The sequence below is a fragment of the Candidatus Parcubacteria bacterium genome (genome assembly GCA_023131895.1).
Taxonomy (GTDB): Bacteria; Patescibacteriota; Minisyncoccia; order Minisyncoccales; family JAGMDC01; genus JAGLYZ01.
Window position 1 is genome coordinate 116,856 of the sequence record JAGLYZ010000001.1, and the last position, 24,885, is coordinate 141,740.

Genomic DNA, 24,885 nt, shown 5'->3' on the forward strand with positions numbered 1-24,885 from the left:
TATTTTTTATTTGCTCCAGATGCGGGAAAGGAAGAAGCTGCGCCTGAAGAAGATAATATCACAACCCAACCTGAGACAAATATGATTGCAATAATGCAAACTAATCTTGGTGAGATTAAATTAGAGCTTTTCTTGCTTGATGCGCCGAAAACAGTTGAGAATTTTACTAAGCTTTCCAGAGATGGTTTTTATGACGGTGTAAAATTTCATCGCGTAATCAAAGGGTTTATGATTCAAAGCGGTGATCCTTTGAGCAAGGATAATTCTCTTAAAGACAGATGGGGGACAGGCGGGCCAGGATATGTTTTTACAGATGAGATTCATTCAAATAATCATAATATTATTGGAACGATTTCTATGGCTAATGCCGGATCAAATACCAATGGCAGCCAGTTTTTCATAAATACTGATAATAATAATTTTCTTGATGCCAAACATACTGTTTTTGGTAAAGTTATAGAGGGGATTGATATTGTTGAAAAAATTGAAAATATTGCTACAGATGGCCGAGATCGTCCAATTGATGATGTGACGATTGAGAGCATTAAGATTGCAGATAATTAAATTTCTAATTTTTATCTTCTCCTTAGCTGTTTTTTAATTCTTTTCATAGCTTCTCCAATGCCAATTATTACTTTTCTTTCCTTTACTTCGGCAATCAAAATCTTTCCGGAAAAAAACTCTACCAAAAGCGTTATATGAAAAAGAATTGTGCTTCCAACAGGATTCTTATTTTTTTTAAAATTTATTTTTATTTGCTTGACAGAAGATATTTTATTTATCTTTTGCCCGAATTGTTCAATTAAGCTGTATATTTTTTCCATTTCATAATCAGTTGTCGTTTTCAAGGGTTTTCTAAAGATAATAGGAATTTCTCTTTTCGGCCTGAATCCTGCCATAGCTTTTAAAATAGTACGGATGGAAATTATTCCATAAGGGAAGTTATTTTTATCTACAATAACAATGCTGTTTTTTTCCGCCTCAATCATTCTTTCCAATGATTTTTCAATGCCTAAGTGTTTTTTAATTGAAAGAACATTTCTTGTATAGAATTTTATTACAGGGACATCAAACCTGTTTGCTATTTCTTGGTCAAAAGAATAATTTATAGGTTTTCCTTTTCTTGTAGATGCTCTTTGCTTTTCAGTCGGTTTCATAAACGCGCTTTCAATATCTTTTCTTGCTATAATGCCATCTAATTTGTTTTTATCATTGACTAAGACAACACGGGTAGTCGCTTTTTCACGAAGCAGTTTATAAATATCTCGGACATTTGAATTTATTTTAGCTGTTGTAGCTTTTTCTATTTTTATTTTTTCAGCTATTTGGCTGAAAATATCTGGTTTTTTTGATAATTTATTTATCATATTTTTAGCGCTTACAATTCCATTAATTTCATTCTTATCATCTGATACAGGAAGGGTGTAAATCCTGGTAGCAGCCATAAAATCAGCGATTTCATAAAAAGGGGTTGAGTTGTTTATACGAGGCGGAACAATAATAAGAGATTTAACCTTAGTTGTGTAAGGATATCTTTTTTTAAATAGAGTATAGTATGGCGAAACTAATCCAAGAAATTTATTATTATAATCAAAAACAAAAACAGGCTCATGACTGCTTTGTATTATAGATAAAGCCGAACCAAGCGTTGTTTCTGGAGAACATTGAGCAATATTTCTCAAGGGAGTAACAAAAGAAAGCATAGTGTTGTCCATATATTTATTATACCATAAAAACAATTTTTTAAAATGTGTTTTTGTCTTTTAGCAAAGACATTTTTTTGTTATAGCAAATCAGAAGTTTGGTATATCAGACTAAAGTTTGTTATAATAGCTGAATGTTCTCATTAGTTGGAAAAATTAAAAATCAGTTTGCAGGTATTGAGCCAGTAGCGAAAAAGCTTTCTTTTTCTCATTTTCTGCTTATGTTTGGTTATAAGCTTTTTTCTCTTTATTTTCCGCTTTTTTTAGTTTGGAAAGGATTATCATTTGCGCAGGTTGGTTATACATATCTTTTTATATATCTTCCATTGGCTTTTTTCTCGCCAATAAGCGGTTTTCTTTGCTCTCGATTTAATGAAAAAGTTTTGATGATTATTGGTATTTTTGGCTATTTTCTTTATTCTTTGGGAATGATTTTAAATGTTAATTTATTTTTCTTTTATCTCTTTCAGGTTCTTTTAGGCATTTCTGCTTCTTTATTTTTTGTAAGCTCCAAAAGCTTATTTGTTTCTTTAACTAAAAAAGCCAATGAATCTTTTGCTTGGTTTTATTCAATGCCTATTTACGCAGAGGTATTGGCGCCGGCAATAGGAGCTTTTTTAATCTGGCAGTTTGGCTTTGTTGGTGTTTTTATTTTTAGCTTTGCTATTCACTTTTTTAATATTTTTTATTCTTCCAAATCACTTAAGAAAATAAAAAATTTAAGTAGAGTTCAGCCGGAAAACATTGAAAAAATTAAAAATGATTATTCGTCAATATTTAAAAAAATTAAAGAAAAGGAAGTAGCGCTTCTTTTAGGACTGGTTTTTCTAACAATTATTCTAACTGGTTTTTACAGGGCATTTTTCGTTCTATATTTAAAAAATCAACTTTTCTGGTCTCAAAATAAAATTTTACTCTTTATTTCTCTAGTATCAATAGTATTCGTGGTTATTTCCTGGAAATTGATTAAAATTATCGGCGCTCAAAAAAGCAGAACCAATGTGCTTCAGGGAAGCATTATAAAATCATTAGTAACGATTGTTTTAGGAATTGGTTTTAAATTTTTAACCTTTAACTCGCTTTTTATTGTTAAAATTGTTGAAAGAATGAGTTATTTAATGATAAATTCCGGCAGAAGCGGTTATTTCGCAAGAAAGTTTAAAAAATTTCCTGAAGAAATTGGAGCCATTGATACGCTCTTTATTCCTTTAGGAGTGGCTGTTGGTTCTTTGCTAGGCGGTTTTTTGCTGAATTTCTTTTCTTTCGCAGTTATTTTCCAATGGTTTGGAATTTTTCTTTTAATTTGTACTATTCTTGTCTGGTTTTTAATAAGAAGAGAGTAAAAATATGAAAATTATTTCTTGGAATGTTAATGGAATAAGAGCAGCTTGCAAAAAAGGTTTTTTGAAATGGCTTAGAAATTCCAAAGCTGATATTGTTTGTCTTCAGGAAACCAAAGCATGGCCAGAGCAGTTAGAACCAAATTTACTAAAGCCAGATGGCTATTATTCATACTTTAATTCAGCTTTAAAAAAAGGATATGCTGGGTTAGCTGTCTATACTAAAAGAAAACCTTTAAAAATAGAAACCAAGTCAGGTATAAAACGATTTGACCAAGAAGGGAGAATATTAAAACTTGAATATCCTGATTTTATTTTAGTCAATCTTTATTTGCCTCACGGCGGAAGGCAAAAAGAAAATATGGTTTATAAGCTGAAGAGCTATGATGAGCTTTTGAAATATTTTAAAAAAATTAATAAAAAGAAAGTAATACTTGTTGGAGATTTTAATGTTGCTCATCAAGAGATTGATTTAGCCAGACCGAAGGACAATAAAAATAATACAATGTTCACCTTAGAAGAAAGAAAAAGAATTGATAAAATTACTGAACTCGGCTTTATAGACACTTTTAGAAAATTTAATAAAAAGCCGGGAAATTATACTTGGTGGCCATATTATAGAAATGCCAGGCAGAGGAATCTTGGCTGGAGAATAGATTATATTTTCACTAGCAAGGCATTAACTTCCAAATTAAAGAAAGCATTTATCCTTAAAAATGTTAAAGGTTCAGACCATTGCCCTATAGGAATAGAAATTTTACGATGAAAACCATGAAAGAAATTTCTCTTATTACTGTTTATGATAATTACCAAGTTGAGCCGGAATTCAAAACAGGCTGGGGTTTTAGCTGCCTTGTCCGCCAAAGCCTTGGCGAAAGCGGATTTAATATTCTTTTTGACACTGGCGCTGACAGTCATACTTTATTCAGTAATATGGAAAAGCTAAAGATTGATCCCAAGAGCATTGATTTTGTTTTTATATCTCATATGCATGGAGACCATACCGGCGGATTGCAGGATTTATTGGAATTCAACAAAGGTTTAAAAGTATATACTCCTGATTTATTTTCAGAACCAACAAAAATATTTAAAAATGTATATTCCACGGGCTGGTTAGAGGATTGGGTTAAAGAACAATCTTTAATATTAAACACTGAAAAAGGATTAGTGATTATTACTGGCTGCGCTCATCCTGGAATTATTAATATTATTAAAAAAGTCAAAGACATGCTTAAAAGAGAGGTTTATTTGGTTTTAGGCGGTTTTCATTTGTCAGGAACCAGTGATTCTGAACTAAAGGAAATTATAGATGATTTTAAGAGGCTAGAAGTTCAAAAAACAGCACCCTGTCATTGTTCTGGGGATAGATGCCGGGAATTGTTCAAACAAGAATATAAAAATAACTTTATAGAAAACGGAGTAGGGAAAATAATTAATATACAATAAATACAGAATGTTTAGAGGTTGAACTTCTAAACATTCTTTGCCCGAAGCGTCTTGCTCCTTGGGCTTTTGTTGTGATAGAATAATAAAAAGGTCGAAAAAATTTAAAATTTAATTAAAAGTAAAAAAAATATGAAAAAGATAAAAATAGCATTAGGAGTAGTGGTTATGGGTGTTTTAGTCATTTCGGGAATAACCTTAGCTGCAGCAAACGGTCAGGTGGGGGAGCGAGTTTATGTTTTAACGGATAATCCAGTAGTAAAAACAATGTTAGGAGTTCATCACGAATTCCCTGGAGTGTTCTCTACCGAAGTTTCTCCTCAACTGAAAGTGCTAACTGCATTAGGACTGATAAAGACCGAACCAGTTCAGATATATGAAATCACTGGAAAACCTATTTGTGGCGATGGTAAAGCTCATCCTTCAGAACAATGCGGCGAGCCGAGCTTACCCGATTGTCCAGAAGGACAAATTTGTGAAAACTGTAAATGTGTAGAAGAAACTACAGCGCCAGAGAGAATTTGCTATCCAAGTGTTCAAAAACCTTGGGGTATTGAAAAAGTGAATGGTGGTTCTGGCGGGACAGATGTGACTGTTGCAGTCTTAGATACAGGAGTTTACAGAGACCATTTGGATTTAGATGTTAGCTTGTGCAAAAATGCTACAAGAGGAGGCCCAAAATTAAAAGACGGCTGTAATGATTTTCATGGTCATGGAACGCATACCTCTGGAACAGTAGCGGCTAATGGTGGCGATGATGGCAAGGGAATTTTCGGAGTTGCTCCAGATGTAAATCTATGGCATATAAAGGTTTGTGTGCCACACCCGATTTATGATGCAATATGTTATGGTGATGACATAGCTAAAGCAATTAGATATGTTGCTAACAAAGGAACAAATATAATTTCTATAAGCCTTAGTGGGGATACTCAGGATTCAGGGATTAAAGAAGCCATAGATTATGCAGTTGGTGAAAATGTTTTAGTAGTTGCAGCAGCAGGAAATGATGGTCCAGCTGATGGTTCAATAGATTACCCAGCGGCAAATGCTAAAGTAATAGCCGTTGGAGCAATTGATTCCGCAGAAGCAGTTCCAGACTGGTCATCTCGAGGAATAAATGATGGCGATTATATCATAGAAAGAAAAGAAGTTGAGTTTGGTGCGCCAGGAGTGGCTGTAGAATCAACCTGGAAAAATGGCTGTTATAATACTATTGGTGGAACATCTATGGCAGCTCCTCATATTGCAGGACTGGCAGCAAAGTTGTGGTATACGGATGCAGCCACAACAAGAACAAAGTTGCAAGAACTGGCAAAACTGCATGATCTACATATAGAAAGCGATGACTCGGCAACCGGATTCGGGCTTCCAGTAGCTCCCTAATTCACTTGCCAAATTAAAGAAAGACATTTTGATTTAACAAAATCCCTTAATAAGGGATTTTGTTTTATTAGGGAATAAGATACAATAAAAAAATGAAGAAAAAAACGATATTGATAATAATAATCTGTTTTATTCTTTTTTCAGCAACAATAATTCTGTACCAACAAAACAAGTTGCTTGTCTCTGAGGATAAGGAGACTCAAGATACTGTGATAGTCAATGAGGATGAAACAAACTGGCAATGGGCTAGTAAGCAAAAGAAATTATATGAGTTGGCTCCAACAGAGGTTGATTTACTTTTAAAAGAACTCTGGAAGCAATTTCCAGATAAAGACGAGCGGTTGAAAGCCATAGCTGTTTTGCGGATTGGCATGCCTTATCAAATTGGTTGTTTAGGGGAAGAATCAGGACGAGATAAGGACCCTATTTTTAGATTAGATAAAGCTGATTGCACGGTATTTGTTTTAACCACTGCTGCTTTGCTTCATTCCCAAGATTTGGAACAAGCAAGAGAAATGATGAAATTTCTAAACTATGGGACAGACAAAGAAATAACTTTTGAAAATCGGCTTCATTTTACTACTGATCGTAATATGGTTTCGCATTATTTCTCTGATATTACTGAAGAAGTCGCTGGTTCTTCTAAAATAATTACCAGAAAAGTGATTTTAAATAAAGTAAAAACAGATGGCAAGCGCTGGATAAATATTGATTGGGAAAAAGAAATGATTATAAAATATCTGCACAATGAATATATTACTAAAGAGCTTCTTATTGGTTTGCCTAAATCAGTTGGAATTGCCTTTGTTAAGGAAAAGTATTTTGAGACAGGGTTAGATGTAGTTCATGAAGGGCTTTTATTTAATGGAGAAATGCTTATCGCCTCAAGTTCAATAGAGAAAAAAGTTGTGGCAGAGGATTTTTATGATTATTATTTCGGCGAAGATGGTTCTAGTCCTAAATTTGACGGCATTGTATTATTTGACTTGACCTTATTGCATTGACAAGCTATATTTAAATAATGGTAAAGAAGAAGAAAAACAAAAGAATTTTAAAGAAAAAGAAAAGGATTATAAAGATTATAAAGAAAAAACCAGTAAGAAAGCAAAAAGCTCTTAAAAAAACAAAAAAGAGAGTGATTAAGGTTAAACCTAAAAAAATAAAAAAGAAAAGACAAAAAAAGATTAAATCAGTAATTCCTGAAAATGCTTATCAGACCAAAATAAAAGTAATTGGTATTGGAGGAGGAGGCGGCTCTATTATTTCAGAAATTGCTTCACAATTAAAAAAAGCAAGTTTTACAGCAGCAAATACAGATACTCAAGCGCTTAAAAGGATAAGCAAAAAATGCAGACGTTTTTCTTTTGGCAGAAGCTTGACAGGAGGTTTAGGATGCGGAATGAATCCTGATTTAGGAAGAAAAGCCGCGCAACAGGCAGCAGATGACATAAAAAAGATTTTAGATGGAGCAGATCTTTGTATTTTAGTTTCATCTTTAGGAGGCGGAACTGGTTCTGGCGCTTCTCCTGTTTTTACTCAAGTTTCCCAAGAGCTTAAAAATATTACTTTTGGGATTTTTACTTTGCCTTTTAAATTTGAAGGCGAAAAGAAATTAAAAATTGCTTTAAATTCCTTAGAGAAAATGAAGCCGAATTTAAATGCTTTTACTGTGATTCCGAATGAAAAGATTTTTAAAATTATTGATAAAAAAACGCCTTTAAAACAATCTCTTTCTGCCTTAAACAAGATTTTAGAACAAGGATTAGAGGGTTTGATTGAGATGATTTTTTTGCCAGGCCTGATTAATATTGATTGGGCTGATTTAAAGGTAATTTTAGAAGGCAGGGGCAAACTATGTTATTTAAACAGTGTTGAGGCCAGAAGCGATGAAGAGCCGGAAGAAATAGTAATGAGGCTTATCCAAAACCCTTTAAGCGAATATAATCCTGAAAAGGCAGATAAGATTTTATACAATATAACTTCTGATAAGGATTTGAAAATGGATACAGTCCAGCAAATCAGCAAAGCTATTACTGGAATTAATAAGAGAGCGAAAATAATTTTTGGCATTTCCCAGCATCCTAATTATAAAAAGAAAATAAGAATAACTTTATTAGCCACTAGCGATGAAAAAAAAGAGCTAAAGATTAAAAAGAAACAAAACCAAAAAGTAAAAATAGTATCAGAACCGGAAGAAAAACCAGCCGCCTCTAAAAAGGCGCCCGCTTCACCTCGGCGAAGACGAGGCGAGAGCCTAGCCCCTCCGGGGAGGAAACCAGAAAAAAAACTAAAGAAAAAACAAAAGCCAAAAGTAGCTAAGATCATTTTAGAAAAACCAAAAGAAAAAATTTTCAAATTAAAGAAGAAAAAACCAAAAAAGAAAAAAGCAGTACAAAGAAAGGTTAAAAAAGCAAAGAAAAAGAAACCGCCTGCTAAAAGAAAGATAAAAAAACAGGAGAAAACGAGAAAAAATGCTTTGCAATTAAAAAGAGAAGCAGAGGAAGCTGAAAAAGAGCTCTTAGAGGAAGAAAAAAAATGGGACATCCCTGCTTTTCTTAGAAAAAACACAGGCAATAATCAATAGTAAAAAATGATTAAAAAAGCTGTTATTCCAATTGCTGGTTTAGGAACAAGATTTCTGCCTTTATCTAAGGCCTCGCCTAAAGAGCTTTTGCCTTTAGTTGATAAACCAGTAATCCAATATATTATTGAAGAAGTTAAAAAGTCAGGTATAAGTGATATTGTTTTTGTTATCAGGCCAAAAGGAAAAGAGGTTTTTAATTATTTCCAAAAATCTCCAAAGCTGGAAAAAATATTAAAAGAAAGAAAGAAAGAAAATTTTTTAGAAGAAGTTAAAAAGCTTACAGAGATTTCTAAAAACATTTCTTTTTCTTGGGTAGTCCAAAAAGAACCATTAGGCGATGGCCATGCTATATTACAAGCAAAGAAATTATTAAACAAAGATCCTTTTACGGTTTTATTTCCCGATGATATTATTGATTCAAAAATACCATGTGTCGCCCAAATTGAACAGGTTTTTAAAACCTGCCAAAAGCCTGTCATTGCTTTAAAAAAAATGCCTAAGGAAAAACTCCATCGTTACGGTGTAGTAAAAGTAGAAAAAATTGCTAATCGCATTTACAAAATTAAAAAGATTGTTGAAAAACCAGGTCCAGATGAGGCACCTTCTGACTTAGTCGTAGTTGGAAGATATATTCATACCCCAGAAGTTCTTCAGTATTTAGAAAAAGCCAAACCTGGCAAGAAAGGTGAAATATATATGTCTGAAGTTTTAGAAACAATGATAAATGATGGGAAAATAATATATGGTTATGAGTTTGAAGGTGAATGGTTAGAATGCGGAAATAAATTAGATTGGTTGAAATCAAATTTTTATCTTTCTTTAAAACATCCTCAGTTTGGTCCAGAATTAAAAAAATATATAAGAGAAATAGCGTAAATGAATACTCATACAATAAAATCAATCAAGGCAAGGGAGATATTGGATTCAAGGGGAATTCCTACTATAGAAGTAGAGCTGATAACTGATATTGGCTCTTTTTTTGCTTCTGTTCCTTCCGGCACTTCCACTGGCAAAAACGAAGCAAAAGAATTAAGAGATGGGGGAAAAAGATATAATGGCAAAGGAGTATTAAAAGCAGTAGAAAATGTAGAAAAGATTATTGAGCCTGCGTTAAAAGATAAAGATGTTGTTAAACAAAAAGAGATTGATGAATTGATGATTAAATTAGACGGGACAGAAGATAAGTCAAGATTAGGCGCTAATGCTGTTTTAGGAGTAAGTATTGCTGTTTGCCGGGCCGGCTCTGCGGCAAATAATGTACAATTATACAAATACATTTCTCAACTCATCGAGGATAGTTCTCGATGCTCGTTGCCAAAGCCGTGTTTTTTGATGATTGAAGGAGGAGCACATGCTGGTAATGAATTGGACTTTCAAGAGTTTATGATTCAGCCAAATGAACATAGTTTTTCAGAAAACTTGCAAACAGGAACAGAAATTTATCATACGCTTAAAGAGATTTTGGAAAAAGAATATGGAAAACAATCTATTAATGTTGGAATGGAAGGCGGTTTTACACCAGCTTTAAAGTTTCCAGAACAGGCATTGGAATCAATAGTTAGGGCAATAGAAAAAGCAGGATATAAAGATAAAGTTGGAATTATTTTGGACTGCGCTGCTTCACAGTTTTTCAAAGATAAAAAATACCAAACTCAAATGGGTGTTTTTGTTAAAGATGGTTTCTTGAGATATTATTCAGATTTAATCTCTAAATATCCTATTACAGGATTGGAGGATCCTTTTTCAGAAGATGACTGGCAGGGTTTTAGACAAATCACCAAACAATCCGAGAACGGTTCTCGAACTGTTATTATTGGCGATGATTTGTTAGTTACCAACATTAAAAAAGTAAAGAAAGCAGTTGAAGAAAAGGCTTGCAATGGGATGATTGTTAAGCCAAACCAAATCGGAACTGTTTCTGAAACTTTAGAAGTGGTAAGGCATGCTAAAGAAAATCATTTTAAGATTTTTGTTAAACATCGGTCCGGAGAAACAAAAGATGATTTTATTGCTGACTTAGCTGTGGGTGTTGGCGCAGACGGAATAATGGCTGGAGCTCCGGCTCGCAGTGAGCGATTAGCAAAATACAATCGGTTGCTAAAAATTGAAAAAGAGTTATGAAAAAAATTCTTTTAATTATCATTGATGGTTTGGGAGACAAACCTATTCCTCAGTTAAATAATAAAACACCCTTAGAATCTGCTGAGACGCTCAACATGGATTTAATGGCTAAAAAAGGTATTTGCGGTTTGGTAGAAACATTTAGATTCCCTAAAGAGAAAGTGCCTACATCAGAAGGCGCGCATATTGCTTTATTTGGCTATCAAGATTATTTTTTAGGACGAGGCCCTTATGAGGCAGCTGGTATTGGAATGGAATTAAAGAAAGGAGATGTGGCTTTAAGGGTTAATTTTGGGACTGTTGATGAAAACTTAAAAATTATTGACAGGCGGGCAGGAAGAATAGAAAAAACCCAGGGATTAGTCAAAGCATTACAGGAAATAAAAATAGACGGCATTAGATTTATAATCAAAAAATCCTATGGCCATAGGGCTGTTTTAGTTTTAAGAGGCAAGGGATTGTCAAAGAAAATAAGTGATAATGATCCTCACAAAAAAGGAGTAAGAGTAAAAAATATTATTCCTTTAGACAAGTCAAAAGAGGCAAAATTTACAGCCGATGTTTTAAATAAATATTTAGAAAAGACCAATCAGATTTTAGAAAAACATGGATTAAATAAAAAAAGAAAACTGCCAGCTAATTATCTTTTAGTCAGGGGAGCAGGGATGATGGAAAAAATACCCAGTTTTAAAAAGAGATATAATTTAAAAGCAGCTTGTATTGCTGGAGGCGCGCTTTATAAGGGAGTGGCAAAAATTTTAGGAATGGATTTAATCAAAGTAAGGAGAGCTACTGGTTTTGCTAGCACCAATCTTAAGGGAAAAATTTTGGCATCTAAAAGCGCTCTGAAAAAATATAATTTTATTTTCTTACATATAAAAGCCACTGATACTTTTTCTCATGATGGTGATTTTCAAGGCAAAAAGAAATTTATTGAGAAAATCGACAAAGAAATTAAAACTTTATTTGAGCTGAAAAATATTTTAATTGTTATTACTGCTGACCATTCAACCTGTTGCTCTAACAAAGACCATTGTATTGAGCCGGTACCCATTTTGATTTTTGGCAATGGCAAAGACAATGTAAGACAATTTTCTGAAAATGCTTGTGAAAAAGGAAGAATAGGTAGAATAAAACAGGTTAATTTAATGAAATATTTGACAATGATTTCAAAGAAAGTATAATGAAATTATGAACGATTTTTTTAAAGGAACAAACAAAAATTTAATAGCCTTAGCAATAGCTGTTATAGGGATTTTAGTAATTGCTTCAGTGGCTTACACCAATGGATTTTTTGAAAATAACCAAAATCAGAACGAGAACGTTTTATCTGCTGATGAGGTTTCAGAAAAAGTTATAAATTTTATTAATGAAAATCTTTTAGAAGGGGGAATAATTGCTTCTTTAATAGATATTAGCGAGGAAAGCAATTTATACAAGATTAAATTAAAAATAGGCGAAGAAGAATTTGATTCTTATATTTCCAAAGATGGAAAGCTTTTATTCCCGCAAGTGATTGATATGGAAGAAAATCTTTCTCAAGGAGAAAATCAGGAAGAAAAATTAACAATTGGGAACTTTTCAGTTAGTGAAAACGAAATTTGTAAGGAGAACGAAAAACCGATTGTATATTTTTTTAGTTCTAAAGGTTGTCCGCATTGTACTTGGGAACATCCTATTATAGAAAAAGTAGCAAAGAATTTTGATGGTCATATTGCATTTCATAATAATATGGATTCAGATGCAGATATGGGTGTATTCCAACAATACAGCTCAGGAGGTGTGCCAACATTGGTCATAGGATGCAAATATTATAGAGTTGGTTCTGGAGAAAGCATGGGTGAAGAAGGGGAGTCTAATATTCTAACAGCTTTAATTTGTAAATTAACGCAAAATCAACCTGCTCATATTTGTGAGGAGGTCCAAGATTTAATTAATCAAGTTAAATGAATTTAATGTATAGCATTGGTATTGACATCGGCGCAACCAATACAAAGTTTGTTTTGTCAAATAAACTTAAAGTTGTAAAAAAAGAAAAGATTTCTACTCCAAAAAACAAGGAAAAGCTCATTAAGGTTTTAGAGCAAAATATAGAAAATTTAATATCTAATATACCTCAATCAAAAATTAAATGTATTGGCATTGGAGTTCCTGGTCCCTTAAATAAAAAAAGGGATTTTATTTTAAATCCGCCTAATTTAAAATATCTTTCTAATTGTCCTTTGGCTGAAATTATTGAGAAAGATTTGAACATTAAAACCGTGATGGAAAACGATGTGAATTGTTTTGTTTTAGCCGAAATAACATTAGGTTCGGCAAAAGGAGCAGAAATTGTTGCCGGTATTACTTTAGGAACAGGTGTAGGCGGTGGTATTATATGGAAAAATAAATTTGTTAAAGGTACATTTGGTTCTGCTGGAGAGTTTGGCTTTATGACAATTAAATTTGACGAAAAAAAACATATTGGTTTTTTAGAGGATTATTGTTCAGAGAAATTTTTTAAAAGAAAAAAAGTTTTTTCAAAAGAATTAGAAGAAAAAGCAAAAAAAGGGGATAAACAGGCATTAAAAATTTTTCAAGAATACGGAAAATACTTAGGAATTGGTATTTCTAACATTATTAATATTTTAGACCCGGAAGTCATTGTAATTGGAGGAGGAATTTCCAAAGCCAATAAATTCTTTATGAAATCAGTAAAAAAAGAAATTCAAAAAAGGGTCCTATCGCCTTTGTCTAAAAAATTTGTTAAGATAAAAATATCTAAACTTAAAGATTTTAGCGGAGCAATCGGTGCTGCTCTGCTTGTAGAAGATGGATAAAAAAAATGTAAAACTTTATACTACTGATAATTGCTCTTTTTGTTTTACTTTAAGAGAGTTTTTAAAAGAGAGTAATGTAGAATTTGAAGAAATTAGCATATCCCATGATGAGAAAAAAAGGGATGAGTTATTGAAAAGGCTGGACGAGAAAGGAATATGGGGTTCTGTACCTATTTTAGATATTAGCGGAGAATTAATTATAGGTTTTGAGAGAGAAAAAATTTGTAATTTGTTAAATATAAAAGAATAACAAGCTCAGGAATATAACTTTTAGAAGACGGGTGCTCCTAAAAGTATATTTCCTTCGCTTACTTATTTCTATGACAAAAATTGCAATAAATGGTTTTGGCCGGATAGGCCGCGCAACTTTTAAAAGGATTTTGGAGAAACATCCTGATTTAAAAGTAGAAGCGATTAATGATCTAACAGATACAAAGACCTTGGCTCATCTTTTAAAATATGATTCTGTTTACGGTATTTATAGAAAAACAGTGAGAGCCAAAGAGAAAGCGCTTATAATCAATGGACAAGAAATAAAGATCTTTGCCGAAAAAGAACCAAATAATCTTCCTTGGAAAAAGCTGGGCATAGATATTGTTTTAGAATGTACTGGTGTTTTTAGGGACTATGAAGGAGGTAAAAAGCATATTGAAGCCGGAGCTAAAAAAGTAATTATTTCTGCTCCGTCTAAAACGCCGGAAAAAGTTCCTTCCTATATATTAGGCGTAAATGAAGAAAAATATAATCCAGAAAAAGATGAAATAATGGATATGGGTTCCTGCACCACTAATTGTTTAGCGCCAGTAGTCAAGGTTCTTCATGACAATTTTAAGATTGTCAAAGGTTTTATGACCACTGTTCACAGCTATACTACTGACCAAAAACTTTTAGATTTGCCTCATAAAGATTTGCGCAGGGCAAGAGCAGCTGCTATTAATATTGTTCCTACCACTACTGGAGCTACTAAAGCTATTGGTAAAGTGATACCAGAAGTTGAGGGAAAGTTGGATGGTTTGGCAATAAGAGTACCAACGCCAACAGTTTCTATTGTTGATTTAATTTGCGAATTAGAAAAGAAAACAACAAAGAAAGAAGTTAATTCCTGCTTTAAAAAGGCGGCTCAAAGCAAGGCAATGAAAGGCATTTTAGATATAGAACAAGAGCCATTGGTTTCTTCTGACTATATTGCTAATCCTTTTTCTTCCATTGTTGATTCTGATTTGACAATGGTTAAGGACAACTTGGTTAAAGTTATTTCTTGGTATGACAACGAATACGGCTATTCCTGCAGAATGGCAGAATTCGCAGAATTTATCGGCAGGAAGTTCTAATTTCTATACATTATTTAAATCAAAAAACTGCGTGAAAATTTACGCAGTTTTTTAGTAAAAAAAATATGGTTTGCCTGTTTTTTTAACGAGCAAACCCTTTTTATCTTTCACTTCTTGTCAAGTCAACCCCATAAAGAGGTTTTTTATATTGACTGACTTTTTTCTCCACATCTTGTGCTATCCCGCCGTTGTTCATAACTACAATTGTCCTCTTGGTCGCTTCAAGGCTTTCCTTCCAGTCTCTTAGCGCATTTATTTTCGCTTCCAATTCTGCTTTTTCATCGTTCCAGTTAGGGTTGCCCCAAAATTCGTCTCTGGACACTGCTATTTCTTTATCTGTCTGTGCTAACTGCTCCTCTACATGTTCCAAATCTAATCCTATTTTTTTCATTTTTATCACCCCTTATCCTTATTTAGGATAACATATAATCCGTAAAATGTCAAGGGTTTTTGGACAAGCCCTAATTCCATATTTAACATCTTGCGAACTATTTTATAGTATGAAGCATCACAAAATTGTGTCAATAGGGGATAATTAATATTAAAATTTTGTGATTTGTCTTATTCTATTTTTTTTGATATACTAATATAAATTGTGATTAAACATCATTATGTTTAAGAAAGGGGATTTGTATTATCCTTCAAAGGAAATTAAGAATAGGGCTTGGTTGAGCGACAAAAAGATTTACAAAGAGGCAGAGAAAAACCCGATTAAATTTTGGGAGAATTTGGCTAAGGAAATTTTTTGGTTTAAGAAATGGAAGAAAGCATTTGTTCACAAGCCGCCGTATTCTCAATGGTTTGTCAACGGCAAAATAAATATTACATCAAATATCTTTGAAAAAAATAATTTGGGTTGGGAGAAAATTAAAAATAAGCCAGCCATTATTTGGGAGCCAGAGCCGATTGATGAGAAGCCGAGAATTTTAACTTATAATGAGCTTTCTGGAGAGGTTAACAAATTCGCTAATGCTTTGGAAAAATTGGGAGTAAAAAAAGGGGATAGAGTAGGAATTTATTTGCCAATGATTCCGGAAGTGATAATATCAATGCTCGCTTGCGCTCGCATTGGCGCTATTCACGCAGTTGTTTTTTCTGCTTTTTCTCCTAATGCTTTAAAAATTCGGCTGCAGGATACAGGAGCAAAGATTTTAATTACATCTGATGGATATTATAGAAGAGGGAAAATAATTGATTTAAAGAAAAACGTTGATCAAGGAATTCAAGAAACAAAAGTGAAAAAAGTTATTGTAGTAGAACGAGCTAAAAATAAAGTTGATTGGAAAAAGGGCAGGGATTTCTGGTGGCAGGATTTGGTTGAGAAAGAATCTTTTCAATGCGAGCCAAGAGTAATGGACTCGGAAGACACTTTATTTATACTTTATACTAGCGGAAGCACTGGCAAGCCAAAAGGAACGGTTCATGCTTGCGGCGGTTATACTGTTCAGGCAAAATACACAGGTAAATGGATATTTGATTTGCATGATAATGATATAATGTGGTGCACTGCTGATGTTGGTTGGGTAACAGGTCACACATACGGTGTTTATTCGCCATTATTAAACGGTGTACCTACTCTAATTTATGAAGGCTCACCTGATTGGCCTAATCTAGATCGTTGGGCACAAATTATTGAAAAACATAAAGTAACTATTTTCTATACTGCTCCTACTGCTATTAGAATGTTTAAAAAATACGGCACTCAATTTATTAAAAAGTATAAATTTGATACTCTAAGAATTTTAGGTTCAGTAGGCGAGCCAATTGATGAATCATCTTGGAAATGGTATTTTAATCAGATAGGCAAAGGGAAATGTCCTATTCTTGATACTTGGTGGCAGACAGAGACAGGCGGTATTCTAATAAGTTCTTTGCCGGGTATAGGTCCTTTTAAACCTTGTTTTACCGGCTTGCCATTACCTGGTTTGAAATTTGATATCTTAGATGATAAGGGAAAATCCCTGTCTTCCAATAAAAAAGGTTCATTAGTTCTTTTGTCCCCTTTTACTCCTGGACTTTTGCGAGGGATTTATAAAAATCCAAAAAGGTATTTAAAAACTTACTGGAGCCAGTATAGTAAAAAGATTTATTTTACCAGCGATGCCGCTTATAAAGATAAAAACGGTTTAATCAGAATTGTTGGCAGAATGGATGATGTGATAAAAGTGGCTGGTCATCGTTTATCTACTGGTGAGTTAGAAGATGCTATTTCCAGAATTCCAGACATTTCTGAATGTGCCATAATCGGTATTCCTGATGAGATAAAAGGTGAAGCGCTTTTATCTTTTGTAGTTTTAAGAAAAGAAAAACCTTTAAAGCAAGTTCAGGAGGAGATAAAAAGGCAGATAAGAAAAGAAATTGGACCCATTGCTTCAATTAAAAATGTATATTTAGTTAAAGATTTGCCAAAAACGCGCTCTGGAAAAATTATGCGTCGAATTTTAAAACGATTATTCACCAAAGAAGAATTAGGCGATCTTTCTACTTTAGCTAATCCTGAAAGCGTTAAAGAAATTAAAAAAGTCATTAATAAAAAATGAATCTACTATGAAAACTTTTGTAATCGCTAATTGGAAGATGAACCCGAGTACCTTAACTAAAGCTAAGCTCCTTTTTGAAGCTGTTGATAAAGAATTGAGAAATATAAAAAAGGCAGAAGTGGTTATATGTCCGCCGTTTGTTTATTTACCTGATGTCCAAAATGTAAAATCTAATATAAAACTTGGTGCGCAGGATTGTTTTTGGGAGGATAAAGGTTCTTTCACTGGAGAAGTTTCTCTTCCAATGCTGAAAAGCTTTGGCTGTAAATATGCTATTATTGGACATTCTGAACGCAGGCAGTTTTTAAATGAAACAGACAGGATGGTAAATAAAAAAATAAAAGCAGCTTTAATTAAAAATATGAGGCCTATTTTTTGTTTTGGAGAAAGCAAGAAAGATAAAGGACAAGGAAAAACTCAAACTGTTTTGAAAAAACAATTAGAAAATGGTTTAAAAAAAATAAGCAAAAGCGATGTTAAAAAAATTATTTTTGCTTATGAACCTTTATGGGCTATTGGAAGCAACAGGCCATGTTCTCCAGATGAAGCTAATGTTATAAGGTTCTTTGTAAAGAAAGTTATTGCGCAAAAATATTTTCGTTCAGTTGCTAATGAGATTAAAATTCTTTATGGCGGCAGTGTAAATAATTCAAATGTTAAAAGTTTCATTAAGCAAGGCGGTTTTAACGGGGTTTTGGTTGGCGGTGCTTCATTAAAACCTAAAGAATTTATCAAATTAGTAAAAAATATTTGACCTTTTAAAGATGTTTTGTTATTATTTAATATATGAGAAGTTTAAATCAGGACTTGCTTAAAAACGGTTATTTTTATAACCCAAGCAGAGGAAATTTACTCCTTAAACAAGTTATTGAGGAGTTGTTTTCTTATATGAAAGAAAAGCCGGAAAGATTTTATGATGTTATTGTTGGTTGCGATTCTTCTTCACAAGAAGAGCCCAGTTTTCCAGTAGTATTGGTTATTTTGAGGAAGGGTGAGGGGGGAAGGTTTTTTCTTAAAAAAGTTGGATATAAAAACAGAAAATTTTATAATTATCACCAAAGAATTTTAGAAGAAGTTTATCTTTCCTGCGAGCTGGCTTTATTTTTAAAAGAGGATATAGAAAAAATGGCAAAAGAATTGTCTGAGCAGGGATTTAGTTTTTCTAATTACCAATTTCGTTATATTCATGCTGATATTGGAGAGCGCGGTCAAACGCGCGATATGATAAAAGAAGTAGTGGGGCTTATTCAAGGAAATGGATTTGAGGCCAAAATAAAGCCAGAATCGTTTGTTGCTTCAAGCGTGGCTGATAGATTTACTTAAAAAAATTAAAAATGAAAAAGCAATCTGCTGACTGGCGGAGAAAAACCAGAGTAGTAGTAGCGATGTCTGGAGGAGTTGATTCTTCAGTAGCAGCTGCTTTATTAAAAAAACAAGGCCTTGAAGTTCAAGGTGTTTTTTTAAATCTTTTTGATTCAGAAAGTTTTAAAGAATCAGAAAAAAGAGCTAAAAAAATAGCAGGAATTTTAGAAATTCCTTTTTTTGTTTTAGATTTAAGAAAAGAATTTAAAAAGAAGATAATTGATTATTTTATTAAAGAGCTTCAGCAAGGTAAAACACCAAATCCCTGTGTTTTATGTAATAAAGAAATTAAGTTCGGATTTTTTTTAAAAAAGCTTAGAGAACTAAAAATTAGTTTTGATTTCATCGCCACCGGGCACTATGTAAAACTTAAAACAAAAAACAAGAAAGCCAAAACTACAAGTCAAAAGTCAAAAGCTACTTACAAATTATTGAGAGCTAAAGATAAAGAAAAAGACCAATCATATTTTCTTTGGATGCTTAATCAAAAACAATTGAGGCAGATTTTATTTCCTATTGGAAATTATACTAAACAAGAGGTTAAAAATTTAGCTAAGAAATTTAGATTGCCGGTTTTTTCTTCTGAATCACAGGAAATTTGCTTTATTGGAAAAGATTTAAATGGCTTTCTAAGAAAGAATTTTAAAACTAAAAAAGGCGATATTATAAATACCAAAGGAGAAATTATCGGAGAACATCAAGGATTGTGCTTCTATACAATTGGCCAGAGAAAAGGCATAGGAGTTGGTGGAGGACCCGCCTCCGCTGAAGCTACGGCGGGCAAGCCATATTATGTCTTAGATAAAGATATAAAGAAAAATATTTTAATTGTCACTAAGAACGAAAAGGACTTGCATAAAAAAGAATTAATAGTCAAAAAAATTAATTGGATTTCTGGAAAAGAGCCCTGCCTTCGCCAAGGCTACGGCGGGCAAGCAAAATTTTCTATAAAAATTAAAGCAAAAATTCGTTATCGCCACAAATCCGTTGAAGCAAAAATTACAAGGAAGTCGGACTTCCTTAAGGAAGTCCGACTTCCTAAAACTTTCAAAGAATATAAAGTGATTTTTTCACGCTCTCAGCGAGCCATTACTCCAGGCCAATCAGTAGTTTTTTACCAAAGAAACGAACTCTTAGGCGGCGGAATCATAAAAAGTTAAATGTCACAAAGTAGCACGATTGTGCTACTTTGTGATGGGTTTGATATAGTGATATACAAAATCTTACGAAACCGGATTTCGTAAGATTTTGTTTAGAATTTCTATTGACATATTTTTAGAAATTTGATAGAAACAAAATACCATAAAATGGTGGATCTTTTACATTTGAATATCCCACCGTATGATTATAAAAAGAAAAAGGAGGTTGATGGAAAATGGGAAGAGTTTTTAGTTTGGAAGAAGTAAAAAAAAGAAAGATACCAGAGATTGAGAGTTTTAGGGTTGTGATTGAAGAGGCGAAAGAGAAACTATCTGATGACAGAAGTGTAATAGGAGCAGTTCATTATGGGTCAACATTAAGAGGAGATTTTTCTATCAAGAGCTATGTTGATATTTTTGTTTTCCATAATGGCGAGGGAGTCTTTTTTACTCTTGAAGAAATAGTTCTCTTTGCAAAAGAATTGTTTGTGCCAGTGGAATTTGTGCTTCTAGATATAGAAATGGCAGAAAAAGGCGTTCATCCGTTTAATGATGGTCTTTATTCCTCTCACTTAAGATGGGCAACAGAGCACGATGGAGTGATAAAAAGAAATCCTTTTGAAATTCTGAAAATCAAAGAGGCAAATCCAGATATAACGCTAAAAACATTTTTTACGATAGTGACGGGAAAGTTAGAGAAGGGAATATGCGAACTTGCGTGGTTTGACGGAGAAAAAAAATACGATTTTTTAGGAAAAGTTTTGGAGGCACCGATTAAAACAGCTGAATATGTTTTATATCAAAAAGGTAAAGTTGTTTTTAGTTGGTTGAAACAAGAGATAATCAAAAATTATCTTGTCTATGTGGAAGATCGCCGCTTAATCGAGATGTTTCGAGAAGTGATAGGGGTTGACGAGGGTTATTCCAGAGCCCTAAATATGATATTACGGAATCGAGATATAGATCAAAGTGATGAGATAAAATATAAGCAGATACTTTACTGGATTGAACGTAATACAATCCCAAAAGTGATGGAGTTTGTAAAAGGCAATGTCTTAAAATGGAAATTGAATAAGAAACACGCTTAGCCAAAATAACTAAGCGTTATTTTTTTATGATTCCTCGCAGAAGATAATAACTTTGGTCGTGGATGAATGCGAGGAATTATAGAACGAGTAAAAAAATCAAATTATGAGGGAATTATTTTCATTTCCTCTTTTTTATTTTTTTTAAATCCCTTTTTATTTTTAAATTAAATTCTGATAAAATTCCGTCACAAAGTAGAACGATCGTATTAGTTTGTTACGCTTATTTTTTCTAATGTTTAACAAAGCAATTGAGTCAGTTGTTGATGTCTGGCATCAACAACCTCATCAACAGTCCTCAAAAAGTTATCCACAGGTAAGTTCTTTTGATTTCTGGTATAATATAATAATTTTAAACAAAAGGTCGAATTTAAAAGCATGAATATTCATTAAAACTAATAAAAATATGGTTTTAGAAAATTGGGCAGAAATAACATTTGAAAAATTAGGAGAATTATGGTTAGGAGTTTTAGACTTCGTTCCAGCATTAATTGGAGCTTTGGTTGTTTTTGTTATAGGTTGGTTCATAGCTTTAGCAGTTGGAAGATTGATTTCAGAAATTTTGATTCGCATTAAGTTTAATGAGCTTTTTGAGAGAACTGACTGGAAACAAGCATTGAGCAAAGCAAAGCTTAATGTTAATCCAGCTGAATTTTTAGGAGCTATTGTTAAGTGGATTTTAGTGATTGTTTTTTTAATGGCTGCGGTGGAAATTTTAGACCTTCCTGGTTTTGCTGCTTTCTTGGAAAAAGTAGTAAATTATCTTCCAAATGTTTTTGTAGCGGCTTTAATTTTTGTAGTAGCAGTAATTGTAGCTGATATTATGGAAAAGATTGTAGTAGCAGGAGTTGAAAAAATGAGAATAGGTTATTCTCATTTTGCAGGAGTGATAGTAAAATGGTCAATTTGGATTTTTGCAATTTTAGCTGTTTTAGAGCAATTAAGAGTATTCCCTGAAATGATTCAAACCTTGTTTAGCGGATTGGTTGCATTAATAGTGATTTCTTTTGGTTTAGCTTTTGGTTTAGGCGGCAAGGATGTTGCAGCTGAATTTCTTCAGGAATGGACAAGAAAGCTAAAAGGAGAATAGATATATAACACAATTTAATTTGGTTTTTAAAGCCCAAGGCCTTAGGTCCCTAAGTTTTTTAGGGGTTGACAAAGGTCTTGGGTTTGTTAATATGAAAATGGAAGATGTTAAAGATAGACAAAATTAAAGAAAAAAGAAAGCGGTTTTAAAGATTGCCTGCTAATTTGATAGTAGGTTTTTAAAGAATCGCTTTCAAGAAGCGATTTTTTGATTGTTAGAGAAAGAACATTGACAATTCACTCTGTTAAATAATTTCGCCAAAGGCGAAATTGCCACTTCGTGGCATTTAACAGGGTAAATATTGTGGTTATTAATTGCTAGCCGAGAAATTTTATTGTTATGGGCTAGTGGTGGATGCCTTGGGATATTAAGGCGATGAAGGACGTGGCTTAGCTGCGAAAAGCCTCGGGTAGGTGCGTAGCAACCTTTGATCCGGGGATTTCCGAATGGGGAAACCTGATTGCCATTAGGCAATTAGTTCCGACATTGTCGGGACAGCGAACCCGCTGAAGTGAAACATCTCAGTAAGCGGAGGAAAAGAAAACAAAGCTTCATTTTGAAGCTCATTCCCTTAATAGCGGCGAGCGAAAAGGGAATAGCCCAAACCCATCTTATGCTTCGCACAAGAATGGGGGTTGTAAGGGGATAGCGTCGGGGGCATTCCGGGTGCACTGGAATACTCTTCGAGGGAGAATATTTAGGCAAAGTTTGGCTAACCAAAACACCCTGGAAAGGGGTACCATAGGAGGTAATAGTCCTGTAGGTAAAAACTACTTTGCGCTCCTTGTTATCTTTCTTGAGTATCTCGAAAAATGATAACTTCGAGAGAAGCAGGCCGAACTGCTCGGCCAAGGCTAAATACTTAATATCTCCGATAGTGAACTAGTACCGTGAGGGAAAGGTGAAAAGCAGCCCTGTGAGGGCGGTGAAATAGAACCTGAAACCACTATGTCCACAAAGAGTCAGAGTCCCGATTTATCGGGATGATGGCGTGCTTTTTGCAGAACGAGCCAACGAGTTTTGGTATACAGTAGTTTAATCCCGTTCCGGGAGAAAGCATAGCGAAAGCGAGTGTTAAAAGCGCGTTTTTTACTGTATGCCTTAGACCCGAAGCCAAGCGAGCTTGCCATGGCCAGGGTGAATTTCCGAGAAATCGGGAAGGAGGCCCGAACCCGTGAGCCGAGCAATACTCTGGGATGAGCTGTGGTAAGGAGTGAAAAGCTAATCGAGCTTGGTAATAGCTGGTTCTCCCCGAAATAGCTTTAGGGCTAGCCTTGCAAATTTTTTCTGGGGGTAGAGCACTGAATGGTTTATCGCGGGTTTTACCCAGGTAATCCAATCAAACTCCGAATACCGGAAAATTTATATTGCAAGAGTCAGAATATGAGGGCTAAGCTTCATACTCGAAAGGGAAACAGCCCAGATCTTCATCTAAGGTCCCTAAACTGAGTTAAGTGGGAAAGGAAGTGATATTCCTCTGATAGTTAGGAGGTTAGCTTAGAGGCAGCTATCCTTTAAAAAGTGCGTAATAGCTTACTAACTAAGGAGTTTTGCGCCGAAGATTTAACGGGGCTCAAACTCAGTACCGAAGATAAGAATCGTTCGTGCTTCGCACGAGCGGTGGTAGGGGAGCGTCCCTATTGCAAAGAAGTTTCGTTGTGAAACGGAGTGGAGCAATAGGGAGTGAGAATGTTGGCATGAGTAACCGCAATTCCGATGCGATATCGGAACACCGAAAACCTAAGGTTTCCTTGGCAATGGAAATCAGCCAAGGGTTAGGCGGACCTAAGACAAACCCGAAAGGGGTAGTCGATGGACAGCCGGTTAATATTCCGGCCCTTGAGTATATAATTCTAAAAAGTGACGGAGTTTAGTAGTCCTGATGTGTTATTGGATTCACATTTGTATATTGAGATTCGTCAAGGTATGCAAAAAGTTCTGGTTACGGCCAGAGCAATCAGGATGAGCAAGCTTCCTGGAAAAGCTTTTTAGGAATTAATTATATGCTTGATCCGTACCGTAAACCGACACAGGTGGGTAGGTATAAATGTACTAAGGTGAACGAGTGAAACCTTGTTAAGGAACTCGGCAAAATAGTGTCCGTAAGTTTGCAATAAGGACTTCCCGATTATGCTTGCATAATCGGGACGCAGCGAACGATCCCTAGCGACTGTTTACCAAAAACACAGGTCCCTGCTAAACTCGTAAGAGGATGTATAGGGGCTGAGGCCTGACCAGTGCTGGAACGTCAAGCTCGGCGGTGTGTCTTACTTCGGTAAGACTTGCTAACTGAGTGAAGCGCCAGTGAACGTCGGCAGTAACTATAACTGTCCAAAGGTAGCGTAGTCCCTTGCCAGGTAAGTTCTGGCCCGCATGAAAGGCTTAACGACTGGGGAACTGTCTCAACAAGGTGCTCGGTGAAAATGCAATACCGGTGAAGATGCCGGTTACCTGCGGCTAGACGGAAAGACCCCGGGAGGTTTACTGTAGCTTCCCATTGTCTTGTTATTTTGAATGCGTAGCGTAGCGGGGAGGCTTTGAATCCCGACTTTCGGGTTGGGAGGAGCCGCCAATGAAACACCCGTCTTTTAAAATTGCTTGACTAATCCCGATTTATCGGGATACAGTGGGAGGTGGGCAGTTTAAGTGGGGCACTTGCCTCCTAAAAGGTAATGGAGGCGTTTAAAGGTCGGCTATTTCCGGATGGAAACCGGAAAAATAGGGCAAAGCTATAAGCCGGCTTTACTGCAAGGCGGATATGCCGCGCAGTTGCGAAAGCAGAACTTAGTGAACCGACGGATTTTAGTAGAAAATCCGAAGATTATCAGACAAAAGTTACCCCGGGGATAACAGGTTGGTAGAGCCCGCGAGTCCACATCAACGGCTCTGTTCGACACCTCGATGTCGGCTCATCTTATCCTGGGGCTGGAGAAGGTCCCAAGGGT

The 24,885-nt window shown here is 34.5% G+C and carries 23 protein-coding genes and 1 rRNA gene; 22 read left to right on the forward strand and 2 right to left on the reverse strand.

Features of this window, described 5'->3' with window-relative positions:
- Positions 1–93 precede the first annotated feature (93 nt).
- On the forward strand, positions 94–564 hold the full coding sequence (locus tag KAT95_00540) for a peptidylprolyl isomerase (protein ID MCK4520345.1): 471 nt from the start codon (positions 94–96) through the stop codon (positions 562–564).
- A gap of 11 nt (positions 565–575) precedes the next feature.
- Here KAT95_00540 and KAT95_00545 read toward each other — a convergent pair whose 3' ends face one another.
- Positions 576–1,715 carry a CBS domain-containing protein gene (locus tag KAT95_00545; GenBank protein MCK4520346.1) on the reverse strand — a complete coding sequence of 380 codons (1,140 nt, stop codon included), beginning with the start codon at positions 1,713–1,715 and terminating at the stop codon, positions 576–578.
- A gap of 122 nt (positions 1,716–1,837) precedes the next feature.
- On the opposite strand from KAT95_00545, the gene KAT95_00550 reads away from it, so the two are divergent.
- The 13 genes from KAT95_00550 (at position 1,838) to gap (ending at position 14,724) form a co-directional block, all read left to right on the forward strand.
- Positions 1,838–3,046: an MFS transporter gene (locus KAT95_00550; protein ID MCK4520347.1), complete on the forward strand. Its 1,209-nt coding sequence runs from the start codon at positions 1,838–1,840 to the stop codon at positions 3,044–3,046.
- 4 nt (positions 3,047–3,050) lie between these two features.
- Entirely contained in the window at positions 3,051–3,809 is a 759-nt protein-coding gene (xth, locus tag KAT95_00555) for an exodeoxyribonuclease III (protein ID MCK4520348.1), read from the forward strand.
- Positions 3,806–4,489 carry an MBL fold metallo-hydrolase gene (locus KAT95_00560; GenBank protein MCK4520349.1) on the forward strand — a complete coding sequence of 228 codons (684 nt, stop codon included), beginning with the start codon at positions 3,806–3,808 and terminating at the stop codon, positions 4,487–4,489. The genes xth and KAT95_00560 overlap by 4 nt, the downstream gene beginning before the upstream one ends.
- A gap of 129 nt (positions 4,490–4,618) precedes the next feature.
- The gene (locus tag KAT95_00565) at positions 4,619–5,869 is read left to right on the forward strand and encodes a S8 family serine peptidase (GenBank protein ID MCK4520350.1); all 1,251 of its coding nucleotides are present in this window, start codon (positions 4,619–4,621) and stop codon (positions 5,867–5,869) included.
- A 92-nt stretch (positions 5,870–5,961) separates the two neighbouring features.
- Complete coding sequence (locus KAT95_00570) at positions 5,962–6,873, forward strand: DUF1460 domain-containing protein (protein MCK4520351.1); 912 nt, start codon at positions 5,962–5,964, stop codon at positions 6,871–6,873.
- A 17-nt stretch (positions 6,874–6,890) separates the two neighbouring features.
- Positions 6,891–8,453, forward strand: a complete 1,563-nt coding sequence (locus KAT95_00575; protein ID MCK4520352.1) for a cell division FtsZ family protein — start codon at positions 6,891–6,893, stop codon at positions 8,451–8,453.
- Between the two features lie 6 nt (positions 8,454–8,459).
- A complete protein-coding gene (locus KAT95_00580; protein MCK4520353.1) occupies positions 8,460–9,329 on the forward strand; it encodes a UTP--glucose-1-phosphate uridylyltransferase in 870 nt (289 codons plus the stop codon).
- Positions 9,330–10,574 (forward strand): phosphopyruvate hydratase, encoded by a 1,245-nt coding sequence (gene eno, locus KAT95_00585; GenBank protein MCK4520354.1) that lies wholly within the window; start codon positions 9,330–9,332, stop codon positions 10,572–10,574.
- Positions 10,571–11,758, forward strand: a complete 1,188-nt coding sequence (gene apgM / locus KAT95_00590; GenBank protein MCK4520355.1) for a 2,3-bisphosphoglycerate-independent phosphoglycerate mutase — start codon at positions 10,571–10,573, stop codon at positions 11,756–11,758. The genes eno and apgM overlap by 4 nt, the downstream gene beginning before the upstream one ends.
- 7 nt (positions 11,759–11,765) lie before the next feature.
- Positions 11,766–12,524, forward strand: coding sequence for a thioredoxin family protein (locus tag KAT95_00595; GenBank protein ID MCK4520356.1), 759 nt, complete (start codon positions 11,766–11,768; stop codon positions 12,522–12,524).
- Positions 12,521–13,393 (forward strand): ROK family protein, encoded by an 873-nt coding sequence (locus tag KAT95_00600; protein ID MCK4520357.1) that lies wholly within the window; start codon positions 12,521–12,523, stop codon positions 13,391–13,393. Before KAT95_00595 ends, KAT95_00600 begins: the two co-directional genes overlap by 4 nt.
- Entirely contained in the window at positions 13,386–13,643 is a 258-nt protein-coding gene (locus KAT95_00605) for a glutathione S-transferase N-terminal domain-containing protein (protein ID MCK4520358.1), read from the forward strand. The genes KAT95_00600 and KAT95_00605 overlap by 8 nt, the downstream gene beginning before the upstream one ends.
- A 70-nt stretch (positions 13,644–13,713) precedes the next feature.
- Positions 13,714–14,724, forward strand: coding sequence for a type I glyceraldehyde-3-phosphate dehydrogenase (gene gap / locus KAT95_00610; GenBank protein ID MCK4520359.1), 1,011 nt, complete (start codon positions 13,714–13,716; stop codon positions 14,722–14,724).
- Between the two features lie 100 nt (positions 14,725–14,824).
- Here gap and KAT95_00615 read toward each other — a convergent pair whose 3' ends face one another.
- Positions 14,825–15,115 carry a hypothetical protein gene (locus tag KAT95_00615; GenBank protein ID MCK4520360.1) on the reverse strand — a complete coding sequence of 97 codons (291 nt, stop codon included), beginning with the start codon at positions 15,113–15,115 and terminating at the stop codon, positions 14,825–14,827.
- 220 nt (positions 15,116–15,335) lie between these two features.
- Here KAT95_00615 and acs point away from each other — a divergent pair, with 220 nt between their 5' ends.
- The 8 genes from acs to KAT95_00655 all read left to right on the forward strand — a co-directional run.
- A complete protein-coding gene (gene acs / locus KAT95_00620; GenBank protein ID MCK4520361.1) occupies positions 15,336–17,264 on the forward strand; it encodes an acetate--CoA ligase in 1,929 nt (642 codons plus the stop codon).
- 7 nt (positions 17,265–17,271) lie between these two features.
- Positions 17,272–18,018, forward strand: a complete 747-nt coding sequence (locus KAT95_00625; protein ID MCK4520362.1) for a triose-phosphate isomerase — start codon at positions 17,272–17,274, stop codon at positions 18,016–18,018.
- Positions 18,019–18,050: 32 nt separating this feature from the next.
- Positions 18,051–18,587, forward strand: coding sequence for a hypothetical protein (locus KAT95_00630; protein MCK4520363.1), 537 nt, complete (start codon positions 18,051–18,053; stop codon positions 18,585–18,587).
- An 11-nt stretch (positions 18,588–18,598) separates the two neighbouring features.
- Positions 18,599–19,786, forward strand: coding sequence for a tRNA 2-thiouridine(34) synthase MnmA (gene mnmA / locus KAT95_00635; GenBank protein ID MCK4520364.1), 1,188 nt, complete (start codon positions 18,599–18,601; stop codon positions 19,784–19,786).
- Between the two features lie 215 nt (positions 19,787–20,001).
- A complete protein-coding gene (locus KAT95_00640; GenBank protein MCK4520365.1) occupies positions 20,002–20,853 on the forward strand; it encodes a nucleotidyltransferase domain-containing protein in 852 nt (283 codons plus the stop codon).
- A 232-nt stretch (positions 20,854–21,085) separates the two neighbouring features.
- Entirely contained in the window at positions 21,086–21,232 is a 147-nt protein-coding gene (locus KAT95_00645; GenBank protein MCK4520366.1) for a hypothetical protein, read from the forward strand.
- Positions 21,233–21,256: 24 nt separating this feature from the next.
- Complete coding sequence (locus KAT95_00650; protein MCK4520367.1) at positions 21,257–21,940, forward strand: hypothetical protein; 684 nt, start codon at positions 21,257–21,259, stop codon at positions 21,938–21,940.
- Between the two features lie 327 nt (positions 21,941–22,267).
- Positions 22,268–24,885, forward strand: a 23S ribosomal RNA gene (locus tag KAT95_00655); the annotation flags it as partial.

Excerpts from the sequence above, each read along its gene's own strand:
- KAT95_00540 (MCK4520345.1), top strand. The coding sequence starts at position 94 with ATGCAAACTAATCTTGGTGAGATTAAATTAGAGCTTTTCTTGCTTGAT.
- KAT95_00545 (MCK4520346.1), bottom strand. The coding sequence starts at position 1,715 with ATGGACAACACTATGCTTTCTTTTGTTACTCCCTTGAGAAATATTGCT.
- KAT95_00550 (MCK4520347.1), top strand. The coding sequence starts at position 1,838 with ATGTTCTCATTAGTTGGAAAAATTAAAAATCAGTTTGCAGGTATTGAG.
- xth (MCK4520348.1), top strand. The coding sequence starts at position 3,051 with ATGAAAATTATTTCTTGGAATGTTAATGGAATAAGAGCAGCTTGCAAA.
- KAT95_00560 (MCK4520349.1), top strand. The coding sequence starts at position 3,806 with ATGAAAACCATGAAAGAAATTTCTCTTATTACTGTTTATGATAATTAC.
- KAT95_00565 (MCK4520350.1), top strand. The coding sequence starts at position 4,619 with ATGAAAAAGATAAAAATAGCATTAGGAGTAGTGGTTATGGGTGTTTTA.
- KAT95_00570 (MCK4520351.1), top strand. The coding sequence starts at position 5,962 with ATGAAGAAAAAAACGATATTGATAATAATAATCTGTTTTATTCTTTTT.
- KAT95_00575 (MCK4520352.1), top strand. The coding sequence starts at position 6,891 with ATGGTAAAGAAGAAGAAAAACAAAAGAATTTTAAAGAAAAAGAAAAGG.
- KAT95_00580 (MCK4520353.1), top strand. The coding sequence starts at position 8,460 with ATGATTAAAAAAGCTGTTATTCCAATTGCTGGTTTAGGAACAAGATTT.
- eno (MCK4520354.1), top strand. The coding sequence starts at position 9,330 with ATGAATACTCATACAATAAAATCAATCAAGGCAAGGGAGATATTGGAT.
- apgM (MCK4520355.1), top strand. The coding sequence starts at position 10,571 with ATGAAAAAAATTCTTTTAATTATCATTGATGGTTTGGGAGACAAACCT.
- KAT95_00595 (MCK4520356.1), top strand. The coding sequence starts at position 11,766 with ATGAACGATTTTTTTAAAGGAACAAACAAAAATTTAATAGCCTTAGCA.
- KAT95_00600 (MCK4520357.1), top strand. The coding sequence starts at position 12,521 with ATGAATTTAATGTATAGCATTGGTATTGACATCGGCGCAACCAATACA.
- KAT95_00605 (MCK4520358.1), top strand. The coding sequence starts at position 13,386 with ATGGATAAAAAAAATGTAAAACTTTATACTACTGATAATTGCTCTTTT.
- gap (MCK4520359.1), top strand. The coding sequence starts at position 13,714 with ATGACAAAAATTGCAATAAATGGTTTTGGCCGGATAGGCCGCGCAACT.
- KAT95_00615 (MCK4520360.1), bottom strand. The coding sequence starts at position 15,115 with ATGAAAAAAATAGGATTAGATTTGGAACATGTAGAGGAGCAGTTAGCA.
- acs (MCK4520361.1), top strand. The coding sequence starts at position 15,336 with ATGTTTAAGAAAGGGGATTTGTATTATCCTTCAAAGGAAATTAAGAAT.
- KAT95_00625 (MCK4520362.1), top strand. The coding sequence starts at position 17,272 with ATGAAAACTTTTGTAATCGCTAATTGGAAGATGAACCCGAGTACCTTA.
- KAT95_00630 (MCK4520363.1), top strand. The coding sequence starts at position 18,051 with ATGAGAAGTTTAAATCAGGACTTGCTTAAAAACGGTTATTTTTATAAC.
- mnmA (MCK4520364.1), top strand. The coding sequence starts at position 18,599 with ATGAAAAAGCAATCTGCTGACTGGCGGAGAAAAACCAGAGTAGTAGTA.
- KAT95_00640 (MCK4520365.1), top strand. The coding sequence starts at position 20,002 with ATGGGAAGAGTTTTTAGTTTGGAAGAAGTAAAAAAAAGAAAGATACCA.
- KAT95_00645 (MCK4520366.1), top strand. The coding sequence starts at position 21,086 with ATGTTTAACAAAGCAATTGAGTCAGTTGTTGATGTCTGGCATCAACAA.
- KAT95_00650 (MCK4520367.1), top strand. The coding sequence starts at position 21,257 with ATGGTTTTAGAAAATTGGGCAGAAATAACATTTGAAAAATTAGGAGAA.